The organism is Falsihalocynthiibacter sp. CO-5D18 (genome assembly GCF_041205445.1).
GTDB classification, from domain to species: domain Bacteria; phylum Pseudomonadota; class Alphaproteobacteria; order Rhodobacterales; family Rhodobacteraceae; genus Falsihalocynthiibacter; species Falsihalocynthiibacter arcticus.
In genome coordinates, this window is the sequence record NZ_JBGFCF010000001.1 from 1 (window position 1) to 13,437 (window position 13,437).

Here is a 13,437-nt window from a genome sequence, read left to right on the forward strand (position 1 = left end):
CTTCAAGCGCCACAGCAGCCTTAAAATTGTCTGAAAAGTTCCGTCGCTTTGTCATTCTCGTATCCATTCGCTTGTGTTGGATACATCTTAGCACGCTGTCCGAATTTGCCGGACCACTTCATATCTAGCCGCATTCTTGGTAGTTTCTTTCCATGCATTTACGGGTCATTTCTTGGTCACTGGCCACCCCCAGAAAACATTTTTTTGCATTGAAGCATTGTATGTCCTACCCTCACATTTCCAAACGAGACTACTAGAGACACGCTATTTCACAGTATTCGCAACGACATATGCCTTTACTTGTGTGGTTCCAAACCCTCAAAGGAGAATTTATTTATGAAACTTTTATTACCCATCGCGGCAACGTTACTCGCTACTGGTCCTGCTTTCGCCGACGGCCATAGTGGTGATGATGTACATTGGCATATTACCATGACTGTCAATGAGGGCAAAGCGGAAGCCGCAAAGCCACTTATCGATCGGATGGTTGCCGCGACAATGGCCAACGAACCGGATGCATTGATTTATGATTATATGGGCGAAGGTGATTTAATTCATATTACTGAACGCTATGCCGACAATGCAGCGGCAATGACCCACATGGGGAACTTTGGTGCAAATTTCGCTGGCGAATTTATGGAAACTTTTTCAGTAAATTCGGTTGTTGTGTATGGACCCGCGGGCGATGATTTAAAAGAGGTTCTTGCTCCTTTTTCACCGACCTACCTTCCGCAAATTGGCGGCTTTTCCCGCTAAGGCGCTAGATCTAGTCTCTGTTTAGACGAGGCTTTTCATTGCGGCTTTGGTGGCAAACACACACTGATTTGAGGGTGGCACGCAAATACGTTGCCGCCTCCGTTCCTTTTGCGGCTTCACTTCTCTGTATGTTCTCACATGGGCTTCTAATTCAAGCCCAAAGTTTCGCCACAACGGTTGCAGAATGAAGAAAACTTGTGGCTTGAAATACGCCAACTCGTACCGCGCCATTGCCTCTAATGGGGTTGTCATTCGTTCACTTTACCTTCACCGGCAAGCCGTGTAGCGACCCTAATCGGGCGCATTCAGGCGCTTCTTCGGCTATATCTCGCCAAGCCAAAAACCGCTTATTGTATCCGTCAAATACTGTCGCTAATTCTCCCCTATGAGCAATGACCCAAACATCAAACCGCCGCTTCCTTCCAAGCTCGACAAGGCCTTATTGGTCTTCGTAGGATTGTTGGCAACCTATGTTGTTTTGCACGCTTTAGCCGTCATCTTTGACGTCCTCCTGAACGGCTAGTTCATCACGCACCCAATGCAGGTGCCTTGGGATGTCAAAGACTATAATATTGAGTTTGACGCATTAAAACGTTTGGCACCAAAGCATTTCATATTCGACATGCGACTGGCTAAAACCTAGCTAGATCGGTCCAAAAACAAAAAGGTCAACTTTCGTTCGGTCCACGAATTTGTCTGATGGAAAGTCGAACACGCCGCCAGTCTTCTGCTTCATTTTCGGCACCGGTCTCTGTACTCTTCAACTCCCTTTGGGCGGCCTCATGTTCAGCTTTGTCTCCATGCGCAGAGTAGAGCGCACGAGCATGTTGGTTTATTTCGCGGATGTTCATATGCATTCCCCTTTTAACCAAAATTGAGTCCCAAGATTACCAGGACGAAGAGCGCTTTGCATTGTGATGGATCAAGTTACTACCCACCTGCGCCTCTATTCATCGCTTTCCCATCGCTTTGTTGCCCCGTTGAATAGCCGCCCATCTGGCCCATGGCGAACGACAATGCTCTGCCTTTTGCTTATGACTTGTTCGTCCTGAGCCATATCCGCCCATGTAATATCTCCTGATATTTTCCGAAATCATTAGGGAAGTCGCGCTTTTCCTTGGGGTGGTTAGGGTCTGGACCCATTAAACCCCAAAGCGTCGAATCTAACAAACCTGAGCTTCGCTGCAAGTGGGTTCAATGGTCAAGATCACCGGACATAGCAGCCGTTCGAGCGATGAGGCCAAATGGCGCTTCCGGCCCTTTGCGGTCATTCACTTGCCGTCTATGATGCCGCAGCGCAACCCGTCGAATCGGACTTTCGCTGCAACCCGAAAAATCAAACATCCGGCGAATTCAAACACTGCGGAACAACGCTGTTTTTTCACATACGGTATACATTACCTTGCTTAGACGTTTTGAGTTGGCGGACGGATGAAGCTGCGAGGGCTCCTTTGCAAAATCGCATAATATGATCGGGCTCCATAAGAACCAAAATAGTTCCAAGCTTTCCAATTTTAAGAACGAAACCACTAACAATCCGGTTGATTGCCTGCCAATATCGTTCAATTGTGAAGTGCCACGCTATCGGACGCGTGTCAGATAGACCGGACTTGTCCAAGCCACATGGCCATCTTCGAAGGTCGTTCGAAGATAAAGGCAGCGTTCTTCACCGATGTTTAGTGGAACAGTCAGGCTGCCTTTGTAGCCTGTCGCTAGCGTTGCGTCTGGCAACCGAGTTATGCGGATCGCTTTTTGTAGTCCTCCGAACTCATGAATGTGATCGTTGGCGTCGAGTGTGCTCAAGTCCACCGCAATCTCAGTTCCGTTCACCAGTATCGTCAGACTGCCCACTGCGGCTTCTTCCAGCCAGATATCCACGGCATGAAAACCTCCCGTCGTAACGTTTTTCCAACGGACAGAACGGCTGTCATGGGTGACGGCGCTGTCAGGGTTCCAAAAGTTGATTGGCGCTGCCTTGCAGATAGCGGACCTGCTAGATTTCACTTCAACATCCCAGTTCACAAGCCGACCGCGGCCACGATACTCGGCACCTTCGCATTGGATGCGCAAACGCCGACCCGTTTTCCGGGCCTCAGGTTCAAGTTGAAACCGCTGGAGAAGCTCAACGCCATCCTTTACGTCTATACGCTCGATGCCGGATTGCGCCGACAGATCGAAGGAAAATGCTACCGCTTCATTCGAACATGAGACGATATCGCCGATCAAAGCCTCAGAAACTGGCTCTGCTTCAGTCTCCGACACCCGACAGGTAGCGTCAGTCAGGCTCGAGACGCGCACGTCAATGAAGGGGCGGCAGCCGGTGGTTGCGTAATGACGGCGGCGGCGAAATGCCCTGAACAGGCTGTCACGGTCCAGCGTGGGCATCAGATGGCAGGTCAGCCCGCCCATAGATCCGAACTTGCCCGCGCCGGGGTAACTTGCGCCAACGCGGCCCTTATGCCCGTCAGACGCGGCGACGATGCCGACGCGGTAACCAGCCTTCCGGGCGTCCTCAAATATCCAATCGAAAGTGCCCCAAGCCGAATGAACCTCCACCGAAGGTTCCAGTTTGGCGTCATGCGCGAAGGAGATATCCGCGTAACGCCCGCCAACATGCGCTACGACCAATGCGTCTTCGTCTTTGAGGCGGCTAAATAATTCCTTGGCATCCAGACAGACATTCTCGTCGGTCGAGTCCTCCATCACCAAGGCGCGGTGCGCGCGATAAATTGGACGACCTTCGGTCCTGTACCAGACGTTGTGATCGCCGCCGACCGAAGTATTGCCGGACCACTCGTAGCCTGGCACAGCGAGAAAGCGGCCCGGTTCGTCAAATTCAGCGGTCAGCTGATTCAATTCAGCCCAAAAGCTATCTGTGATCTGAAAGTCATTGCCCTGATGCCCGCAGATGTCGATCAACGCCTTGTCCCGGCCGAAGGAAAAATACTGACGCGCGGTATTGGTGCCGACGGTCTCACCGCTTTGGCCGTGCATGTCGGACCAATAGTGCCGGGTATCGCAGACGACCTGACAGCGCAAGCTGTTGGACCGGGCGACGCATTGCCCTGCGTCATCCAGCATTTCGATCCGCAGGTCACCCTCGCGGTTCATGCGCAACCCTTCCAATCGCAGCACTCCATCGGTTGCCTTGGCCATCGAGATGCGTTCAGGCAGCCCCTCGACCGGCATCGACGAGTTGAGGGTATAGTCGCCCTGATCGGCATCGGTCGGGTTCCCCCAGCGATCTTCGGCTTTCAGGCCAAGCGCGAAGTCTTCGCCAACTTGGCGCAAGGTCGGCAGGATGACGATATGGCGCGCGACCGGGCCGGGTAGCAATGCGATAACCGGCTGGTGCTCTGGTGGCAAAACCACGAAATCATAGGTGGCGAATGCATCCACATGCACACGGTATTCATGCGCATATTCGCGAAAAGTCTGCATCCGCGTACCCGGCGATCCCCCCGACTGATCCCCAAATCGCACGGTGATCGTGTCTCCTTCGGATAGGAAGTTAAGGCATTTGATATGCAACGTATTGCCCCAGGGGCGGATATTGCTGTTCTTGCTGTAGGACGCATTCAACCGCGCGCCGTTCGAGGCGGTGACTGTCGTATATCCGGGCGCTTTGGGCTGATCAAATTGCGGCGGTGTCTGGTCCGAGGCTGATCGGAACGAAATCTTTAGCCCGCCCAGATCGTCGATGCCGAAATGCCCGGCGGTATAGACCAGTTCTAGCGTCGTCCATGCGCCACATGTTACAGGGCTTTCGACATTGATGCGGGCTGACCCCATCAGATCGGGACGATAATCGCTGAACGGCATATCTGACATCTTTCTTCAATTGCTGCGCCCGGTGTCCTGGCGCAGCTTCCCTGCTTAGACGCTTTGCCCGTCTCCGGCGAACGTCAGTCTAGAAGATCATTTCGAATCCGAAAAATCGAATTATGAAATCTATACTGCGATTTTCTCGAAGGAATTGGCGCGCTGCTAAGACAGGCGTAGACCGGTGAAAACTATGGCCCATCGACTAGAAGGGGCGGGTTTAACAGCGGACGTGTGTGTCTGCGAAATTTCCGAAGATACAATCGAATATTTCTACTTTTGAGAATGCAAATTCACGGATAGCCTTCCTTAACTCATTACAGAGCGGTCGCGCCCGAACGCTCAGGAGTTCGGAGGGAACGATGCCAAAATCACTACTGCGCAAGACATTTCCAGCAATTGCCCTGTCCGCAGCGGCAATGCTGGCTGCTTCAACCGCCTTCGCTGATAAATCCAACGATACGTTGCGCGCTGCGCTACAGATCGAAATTGCCAACCTCGACACCTATTACGACTCGGCCGGTTCGGTGTCTTTGCTCAGTCGCCATATCTGGGATAGCCTGACCTATATCGACCCAGAGACCAGCGAACTTGTCCCGCTGCTGGCAGAATCCTACAGTTTCCCCGATGAAACGACCATGGAACTTGTGCTGCGCAAAGGCGTCACCTTTCATGACGGCAGCACGTTCGATGCTGATGACGTGATCTACACGCTGAACTGGATCACGAATCCCGACAACGGCGCCAAGACCATTGCCGACAGAAATTGGATCAAGTCGATCGAGAAGGTCGACAGCCATACGGTGCGCATTCAAATGACGGCACCAAACGCCATGGCGGCGCGGTTCCTGACCAGCTTCCCGATCTACCCCGCCGACATCTATGCCGAAAACGGCGCCGGAGCGATGAATATTACGCCCATTGGCACAGGCCCCTACAAAGTGGCCAGCATGGAAACCGGCAGCGCCTATACGTTGGAGCGCAACGACGCGTATTTTGCAGATGGGCCAAAAGGCACCGCCTCGATCAAGACGCTGTTGGTGCGGATCATTCCCGATCCATCGACCCAGATCGCAGAGATCCTGAGCGGCGGCTTGGACTGGATCTACAAGGTGCCGGCAGATCAAGCGTCTGAAATGTCGGGCTATGATGGCTTGGTTGTCAGCGGCGAAGCTACGTCGCGATTGTTCTACATGGTCATGGACGCGGCAGGCCGCAATGGCGACGATTCTCCCTACAAGAACAAGCTGGTGCGTCAGGCAATTTCCCATGCCATCGACCGGCAGGGCATGGTCGATGCCTTTGTCGGGGGCGGTGCCGCCGTACAGAATGCATTCTGCTTCTCCCGGGACTTTGGCTGTCCGCATGATGCCGTCACCTACGATTATGATCCTGACAAGGCCCGGGCGCTGCTTGCCGAGGCTGGGTATCCGGACGGCTTCAGCACCAATCTTTCAGGCTGGCGCGACAGGCCCTACGTCGAAGCGATCCAGAATTTTCTGGGCGAGGTCGGCATCAAGGCTGAGATCAACTATGTGAAGCTGGCCCCGCTGAAGGAAGAATGGTTCGCCGGTCAGCGCCCCTTGATCTACGGGTCCATCGGATCGCAGGTTGCGGATGTGGGTAACTTTGTTCCCGAGTTCTTTGGCTTGACCGAACGTGATTTGGCGCAGGACAGCGAAGTGGCCGGGTGGCTTGTCGAAGCCAACATGACAACGGATGTCGAAGCCCGGCGTGAGCTGCTGCACAAGGCTTTGCGCAAGGTTGCATCCGAAGCATATGCACTGCCTTTGTTCTCTGACAACATGAACTTCGTTGCATCTGGTGAACTGGAGTTTGTGACGGATGCTGGCGGAAACCCGCATTTCTATATGGCGCGCTGGAAGTAAACCAGAAAACGTGACCCAATGACGGCGCCGGTCTTACCGGCGCCGATTTCGAATAAGCCGTAAGGCGCCGTGACAAGACAGGGACCGCCATGCCATACGAGGTGACCATCGACAAAAACGCCGAGGCGGCCATGCGCGACGGCACAATTCTACGGGCGGATGTTTTTCGCCCGGTGTCCGGTGGCAGCTTTCCCGTCCTGATCAGCCGCACGCCTTACGACAAGACCCGGCCGATCTATCAACGGGTGGCGAAGTCCATGGCAGCGCAGGGTTACATCTGTGTCTTGCAGGACATTCGCGGGCGCTACTGCTCAGATGGCACTTTTCATATGGCGCGAAACGGCCGCGAGACGACGACGGATGCCGAAGACGGATACGATTCCGTCGAATGGGCCGCAGGTCTTGCCGGGTCGGGCGGCAAGGTTTGTATCTGGGGGCATTCCTATTCGTCGTGGTCCAGCTGGATGGCCGCGCCAACCAACCCCCCGCATCTGGTTTCGCTGTTTGGGTCGGGCATGGCGGCGCGCATCCTCGACAATACCCGCGGCATTCTTGAGACCGGGAGGCGCCTGCACTGGATGTATCAACAGGCCGCCGATGCCCGCCTTCGCGAGGGCGATCTGAGCGGCCCTGCCAATCGCGATGAAGCTGACGCGCTGTGGTACGATGTTGAGCGTTTCAAATGGATCTGGTTCCTGCCGCTGGGCGAAATTCCTGACCATGCCTTCGCATCGCTTACCCCGCAGCTGAAAGACTACATGCGCATTCAAGACCGCGAGACCTGGGGCTTTGACGAAATCCACCCGGATGTTGAGGTGCCGACCTGCTCAGTGACGGGTTGGTATGACCGGATCATCGGCGCGATCGAGCAATATGAGGGTATGGAAGCAAATGGCCCCGAACACCTGCGTGGCAAGCATCGGCTGATCGTCGGCCCTTGGGGGCATGGCATGGGTGCCTTGAAGCGAAATCAAGGCGTTCTGGATTTTGGACCCGAGGCCGAAGCACTTTACGAGGAATTGCTGCTGGAGTGGTGCGATTTGACCCTGAAAGGACTGGAGCCGACCGCGAAAGCGCCCGTCCGCGTGTTCATCATGGGGGAAAACCGCTGGCACGACGAACAGGAATGGCCACCAAAGCGCGCCGTTTTGACGGATTATTTCCTGCACAGCGATGGTTTGGCGAATACCTGCTCTGGGGATGGCGACTTGTCGCTGGACGCCCCGGAGGCCGAACCGGCCGACAAATATACCTATGACCCACGCGATCCGGTGATGAGCCTGATGAGCAAGGACGTCCAGATGGAACCGCATTGGCAGTCGCCAAACAACAACCGCCAGGACTTACTTGTCTATCAGACCCCGGCACTGGAGCAGGCCTTGCAGGTTACCGGCCCTGTGCGCTTGGTGCTTTGGGTTGGTAGCGACGCGCCGGACACAGACTTCACCGCTAAACTGATCGACGTCCACCCCGATGGGAGCGCGGTCAACGTTACCTATGGTGTTATTCGCTGTCGGTATCGTGACGGCTATGAAACCTCTGCGCCACCATTGTGCCCTGACGAAGCCTATGAACTGACCATCGCGCTTAACCCGACGGGGATGCTGTTTCAGAAAGGGCACCGTATCCGGCTGGATGTCTCAAGTAGCGATTTTCCGAATTTTGACCGCAATCATAACACGGGTGCCAATTTTTGGGCCGACGCCGAACTGCGAACTGCCCAGCAAACTGTGTATCACGACGCAAATCGCCCTTCTCGGCTGATTTTGCCTGTTATCCCTCGCTAGGCCAGCTCTGCTGGACAGCGCCGACTTATGGCGGTTAACATCCGATTTTATGTAACCGCTTGTGTAACTCTTCGGGAAAATCGATCTATGAACATCAAAAGCCTGCGCGTCTTCATCAATGTCATGGAAGAAGGGACGCTTGCTCAGGCCGCGGCGAAGATGAACCTTAGCCAGTCGGCTGCCAGTCGCCTGATTCAAATCCTTGAAGATGAATACAGGGTCACGCTTTTTCACCGTGACAAGAAGCGCCTTCTGCCAACCGCCGAGGGGGAGTCGTTTTATCCTGAAGCGTTGCGGATTCTGTCATCCATTGACGAAATCCCGACGGTGTTTCGGCAGATTAAGTCAGAGCGGCTTCGCCCATTGCGGATTATCTGCCATCCACGCCTTGTGAACGGGCTTGTTGTGCCCGCGATGATCCGGCTGGCCAAGCTTGAACCCTTGGTGGGGATGAAACTGGAGGTGCATCCGCGCAGGCACTTGGGGCGCCGCATCTTGCACGATTTATATGATGTGGGAATATCGGCGCTGCCTTTGCCCGTGGAAGGTGTTCAGGCGCAGCATCTTGCCAATCTCGACGTTTGTGTCGTCGTAAGCAAGGATCACAGACTTGCGAGCCTTACGTCGATTACGGCAGAGGATCTTGTGGGTGAGACCTATATTGCGCTGGATGAAACGACGTTGCTCCGCAAAGTCGTGGACGATGAGTTGAGGCGGTCTGGACATGAATTGCCTATCACGCACGAGGTTTCCAGCAGCTCGGCCGCAATCAGAATGACCATGGCTGGTCTAGGCTTCACCCTGACCGACCGGATCGGGATTGTTCCCGCGATGGCAGAAAGCCTGGCGGTTCTACCCTGGACACCTAATGTACAGGAAAAACTGGGTTATTTCGCGTCTCATGGTTCAACACCTCATCCGGCGCGTGATGCTTTTGTCAGGTGCCTTCACGAAGTTTGCGCCAAACTCTGACCGCGCATCTCTCATTTCACCCTACGGTATTCTCGAAGAGATGATTGCATAATTCAGCTTTTATAGAACGTGCCCTTCCGCTAACACTTGAAAGGTAATCTGGGCACGGCCTGACAGGCGCCGTACGTTTTCAACAGGAGGACAGGCGGTGGATCTGACGAACGGGATGTTACATCACTTTTCGGCCAACCCGACAGACAAAGCAGGTGCATCAATATGCTGAAGTTCCTCATCCGGCGCATTCTGCTTGCTATCTCGGTGGCTGTTTGTGTCTCGATCCTTACCTTCGGCTTGCTGCACATCGCGACCGATCCCGCGATTGCCATTGCCGGTGAAGATGCCTCTGCCGAAGAGATCCAGTCGCTTCGCATCGCCTATGGGTTCGACCGCCCGCTTTACGTCCAATATGCGGACTGGTTGTCAAAGGCGGTTCGCGGCGATCTTGGTGTTAGCCCTTACTTCGGTCTGGAGGTGCGCAGCCTGATTGCTGACCGTCTGCCCATTACGATCAAGCTGGGCTCGCTCTCAATTGTCTTTGCGTTGGTTCTGGGCATTCCTTTGGGGGTCATAGCGGCGATCTACCCCAATACCCTAATCGACCGTCTATCGCTTTCGGTCGCCGTCTTTGGGCAGGCGATACCCAATTTCTGGTTCGGTCTTCTGCTGATTTATGTCCTGTCCGTCCAATTCCGCCTGCTACCCGCATCGGGAACCGAGGGTATTCAATCGTTCATAATGCCGATGATCGTGTTAGGGACCAATGCCGTGCCTGCGATCATGCGGCTTACCCGGACAGGAATGCTGGAGGTGCTCGGCTCGGATTACATCCGCACCGCATGGGCCAAGGGCATGCTGCCTCGTCAGGTTTATGTCAAACACGCTCTGCGCAATGCTGTCGTTCCTGTGGTTTCGGTGGCTGCCATTCAGGCCGCGCATATGCTGGGCGGTTCAATCGTGGTTGAGGCGGTCTTTGCCCTGCACGGCCTCGGCAGTCTGGCTTACGAGTCCATCCTGCGATCTGACATCCCGACAATGCAGGCAATCATAATCCTGTTTTCAAGTTTCTTTATTATCTTCTCGGCCCTGTCGGATATCGCCAATGCCTATATCGACCCGCGCATAAGGATTTCGTGAGATGAGTGATGTCAGCGAGAGCTTCGAAATCCCGAAACGCGAAGCTGGGCCATGGCGATTGCTGGCCGGGCGGATGCTGCACCACAAAGGTGTGATGATCGGCGGTTTGATACTGGTGGTCGTGGTTCTGGCGGCAGTTTTTGCTCCCTTCATCACGCAGCATGACCCGCTCCAGCAATCTTTGTCCGGGCGTCTGCAGCCACCGTTCTGGATGGAGCGAGGGAGTGCCGATCATGTCTTGGGCACCGATCATCTGGGGCGCGACTACCTTGCCCGCTTGCTTTATGGCGCTCGGGTGTCGCTGCTGATCGGATTCACCACGGCGTTGATCTCAGGCAGTATCGGTACGTTTCTGGGTGTTCTTGCCGGGTATTTTGGCGGGCGCACGGACTCTGTCGTGATGTTCCTTGTGACGGTCAAGCTGTCGATCCCAACGATCCTTGTAGCCCTGGCAGTCGTGCAGCTTGTTGGCGGGTCATTGCAGATCGTCATCCTTGTTCTGGGACTTTTGCTTTGGCATCAGTTTGCCGTAGTGACACGGGCGACGACAATGCAGATCCGGGGCATGGACTATATCACCGCTGCCGAAACCGTTGGCTGCTCCACCTTTCGGATTTTGTTGACGGAAGTTCTTCCGAATGTACTGAACCAGATCATCGTTGTGCTGACGCTGACCATGGCATCCGCCATTCTGATCGAGGCGGCGCTGTCTTTCCTGGGTGTCGGGGTCCAACCACCGACACCGTCCTGGGGCATCATGATAGCCGAGGGCAAACAGCATTTGTTCTTTAAACCTTGGCTGGTGATGATCCCTGGCGTGGCGCTGTTGGTGGTGGTGCTGGCGATAAACCTGCTTGGTGATGGCATGCGCGATGTAACCGCGCCTGAAAAGAGGTGATGCAGATGACCGCCGATCCGTTTGTCAACGTCGAGGGACTGTCCATCGATATCACCACCGCACGCGGCACAATTCACGCCGTGCGCGATGTCAGCTTTACCGTCGAGCGTGGCAAGACCCTGTGTATTGTCGGGGAGTCCGGGTCGGGAAAATCCATAACCTCACTTGGGTTGATGGGGCTGTTACCGGGGTCCGCGACACGCCGGGCAGCGCGCTTGGAGCTTGGCGGTACCGATCTTATGGCGCTTGGCCCCCGCGCCATGGCCGATGTGCGTGGCAGCCGTATGGCGATGATTTTTCAAGAGCCGATGACCTCGCTCAACCCCAGCCTGACCATTGGGGAACAAATGGCCGAAATGCTAACCCGGCACCGAGGCGCATCTCGAAAACTGGCGTTTGAAAAGGCGGCTTTCTGGCTGCAAAAGGTGGGCATCCCTGCGGCGGCCACCCGGATTGACCAATTCCCGCATCAACTCTCTGGCGGTCTTCGCCAGCGCGTGATGATCGCCATGATGCTAATGTGCGAGCCAGAGTTCATCATCGCGGATGAACCGACCACGGCCTTGGATGTCAGCATTCAGGCGCAAATACTGCATTTGCTGTCATCGCTTCAGCGCGAGTTGGGCATGACGATGATCTTCATCACGCATGACCTTGGAGTCGTGTCGCGAATTGCCGACGATGTGGCAGTCATGTACGGCGGCCAGCTTGTCGAAACAGCACCGACTGCCGATCTGTTTGCCCGTCCCCAACATCCCTATACGCGTGGTCTGATAGACTGCATCCCGATTCCAGGCAAAACCAAACCGGGCGCGCATTTGGGGTCGATACCGGGGACGATACCTTCACTGATGGGCGCGCTGGAAGGCTGTGCGTTTGCGCCTCGCTGCGCCTATGCCACCACAGAATGCCGATCCGGAAAGCTTGAGCTAACACCAAACTCCGCAAATCAATCCGTCAGATGTCTGCACCCGATCGGCGGCGCGCAATCACTTGCCGTCACGATGGAGGAAACCGAATGACCACCAAAGCTCTTCTTGAATTGCAGGAGGTCACGCGCAGTTTTACGGTGCGGGACGGTTTCTTTGCCCCGAAAAAGCTGCTGCAGGCTGTGCGCGGCGTCTCACTGAAATTGATGCCGGGTGATGTACTGGCATTGGTTGGCGAATCCGGTTGCGGAAAGACCACGCTGGCAAAGATGCTTCTCGGCACGCTTCCCGCCAGTTCCGGTGAGATCATCCGCGGTGGATCCGGCGCCACGGCGCGCACCCGCAAAGAGCGTACGCGGCAGATGCAGGCCGTGTTTCAGGACCCGTATTCCTCGCTCAATCCCCGCAAGACAATTGGCAGCATCATATCGCTTCCGCTGCGTGTTCACCGTCAGGGAACAGCAGCGGAAATCCGCAAGAATGTTGAAGAGATCATGGATCTTGTTGGCCTTCCACCGCGTTTCTACGACAGCTATCCCAACCAGCTTTCTGGCGGACAGCGTCAAAGAGTTGCGATAGCGCGTGCGTTGGTTTTGCACCCGGAAATCATCATCTGTGACGAACCGACATCGGCGCTGGATGTGTCTGTGCAATCGCAGATTTTGAACCTTCTGATCGACCTTCGCGCAGAGCTTGGGCTCAGTTATCTGTTCATCAGCCACAATCTGGCGGTGGTCGAACATTTGGCCACCAAAGTCGCTGTCATGTATCTGGGCCGGATCGTTGAATCCGGCGATGCGCGCACCATCTTTGCCGATCCACGGCATCCTTACACGCGGGCTTTGCTGGCCTCGGTTCTGTCCCCCGATCCGGGAGCAGGAGTGCCCGATATTCAGATTGGGACCAGTTTTCCTAACCCGCTTGCGCCGCCAACCGGCTGCGCTTTCCATCCTCGCTGCCCTCTTGCGCAAGCAAGCTGCAAGACCGAGATGCCGCCAAACATCCAGGATGCGTCTGGGTCGGTGGAGTGCCATCTGTACAAATAGTATCGAAGGGACTCTCGTCACGAGACCTTTGAGCAGGCTGAAGAGCGAAGCGATCGGCGAGTAACAACGGCAGCTGTCTCAAACTTTGGCACATTAGGGCCGCACACAACATTGGAGAATTTGGGCTCTGAGGCATCATGCCTCTGCACATCGTGAGGCCCAGATTTGGGTCGCTCGAATGTCGGCTCTCGCCGTTGCCCCCGT

General features: G+C 55.2%; 9 protein-coding genes. 8 read left to right on the plus strand and 1 reads right to left on the minus strand.

Annotated elements, in window-relative coordinates; translation table 11 throughout:
- The first annotated feature begins 336 nt into the window (after positions 1-336).
- The gene (locus AB9F27_RS00005; protein ID WP_335586575.1) at positions 337-756 is read left to right on the plus strand and encodes an antibiotic biosynthesis monooxygenase; all 420 of its coding nucleotides are present in this window, start codon (positions 337-339) and stop codon (positions 754-756) included.
- Between the two features lie 1,581 nt (positions 757-2,337).
- Here the strand turns inward: AB9F27_RS00005 and AB9F27_RS00010 are convergent.
- Positions 2,338-4,578 (minus strand): hypothetical protein, encoded by a 2,241-nt coding sequence (locus AB9F27_RS00010; protein ID WP_369757427.1) that lies wholly within the window; start codon positions 4,576-4,578, stop codon positions 2,338-2,340.
- Between the two features lie 362 nt (positions 4,579-4,940).
- Between AB9F27_RS00010 and AB9F27_RS00015 the strand changes: the two genes are divergently transcribed.
- The 7 genes from AB9F27_RS00015 to AB9F27_RS00045 all read left to right on the plus strand — a co-directional run bounded on the left by AB9F27_RS00015 (position 4,941) and on the right by AB9F27_RS00045 (position 13,233).
- Complete coding sequence (locus tag AB9F27_RS00015; protein WP_335586573.1) at positions 4,941-6,467, plus strand: ABC transporter substrate-binding protein; 1,527 nt, start codon at positions 4,941-4,943, stop codon at positions 6,465-6,467.
- A gap of 89 nt (positions 6,468-6,556) precedes the next feature.
- Positions 6,557-8,254: a CocE/NonD family hydrolase gene (locus AB9F27_RS00020; RefSeq protein ID WP_335586572.1), complete on the plus strand. Its 1,698-nt coding sequence runs from the start codon at positions 6,557-6,559 to the stop codon at positions 8,252-8,254.
- Between the two features lie 87 nt (positions 8,255-8,341).
- Positions 8,342-9,226, plus strand: a complete 885-nt coding sequence (locus tag AB9F27_RS00025) for a LysR family transcriptional regulator (RefSeq protein ID WP_335586571.1) — start codon at positions 8,342-8,344, stop codon at positions 9,224-9,226.
- Positions 9,227-9,442: 216 nt separating this feature from the next.
- Positions 9,443-10,360, plus strand: coding sequence for an ABC transporter permease (locus tag AB9F27_RS00030; protein WP_335586570.1), 918 nt, complete (start codon positions 9,443-9,445; stop codon positions 10,358-10,360).
- 1 nt (position 10,361) lies between these two features.
- Positions 10,362-11,258, plus strand: coding sequence for an ABC transporter permease (locus tag AB9F27_RS00035; RefSeq protein WP_335586569.1), 897 nt, complete (start codon positions 10,362-10,364; stop codon positions 11,256-11,258).
- A 5-nt stretch (positions 11,259-11,263) separates the two neighbouring features.
- Entirely contained in the window at positions 11,264-12,280 is a 1,017-nt protein-coding gene (locus AB9F27_RS00040; protein ID WP_335586568.1) for an ABC transporter ATP-binding protein, read from the plus strand.
- Positions 12,277-13,233 carry an oligopeptide/dipeptide ABC transporter ATP-binding protein gene (locus AB9F27_RS00045; protein ID WP_335586567.1) on the plus strand — a complete coding sequence of 319 codons (957 nt, stop codon included), beginning with the start codon at positions 12,277-12,279 and terminating at the stop codon, positions 13,231-13,233. The genes AB9F27_RS00040 and AB9F27_RS00045 overlap by 4 nt, the downstream gene beginning before the upstream one ends.
- Positions 13,234-13,437 lie beyond the last annotated feature (204 nt).

Excerpts from the sequence above, each read along its gene's own strand:
- AB9F27_RS00005 (WP_335586575.1), top strand. The coding sequence starts at position 337 with ATGAAACTTTTATTACCCATCGCGGCAACGTTACTCGCTACTGGTCCT.
- AB9F27_RS00010 (WP_369757427.1), bottom strand. The coding sequence starts at position 4,578 with ATGCCGTTCAGCGATTATCGTCCCGATCTGATGGGGTCAGCCCGCATC.
- AB9F27_RS00015 (WP_335586573.1), top strand. The coding sequence starts at position 4,941 with ATGCCAAAATCACTACTGCGCAAGACATTTCCAGCAATTGCCCTGTCC.
- AB9F27_RS00020 (WP_335586572.1), top strand. The coding sequence starts at position 6,557 with ATGCCATACGAGGTGACCATCGACAAAAACGCCGAGGCGGCCATGCGC.
- AB9F27_RS00025 (WP_335586571.1), top strand. The coding sequence starts at position 8,342 with ATGAACATCAAAAGCCTGCGCGTCTTCATCAATGTCATGGAAGAAGGG.
- AB9F27_RS00030 (WP_335586570.1), top strand. The coding sequence starts at position 9,443 with ATGCTGAAGTTCCTCATCCGGCGCATTCTGCTTGCTATCTCGGTGGCT.
- AB9F27_RS00035 (WP_335586569.1), top strand. The coding sequence starts at position 10,362 with ATGAGTGATGTCAGCGAGAGCTTCGAAATCCCGAAACGCGAAGCTGGG.
- AB9F27_RS00040 (WP_335586568.1), top strand. The coding sequence starts at position 11,264 with ATGACCGCCGATCCGTTTGTCAACGTCGAGGGACTGTCCATCGATATC.
- AB9F27_RS00045 (WP_335586567.1), top strand. The coding sequence starts at position 12,277 with ATGACCACCAAAGCTCTTCTTGAATTGCAGGAGGTCACGCGCAGTTTT.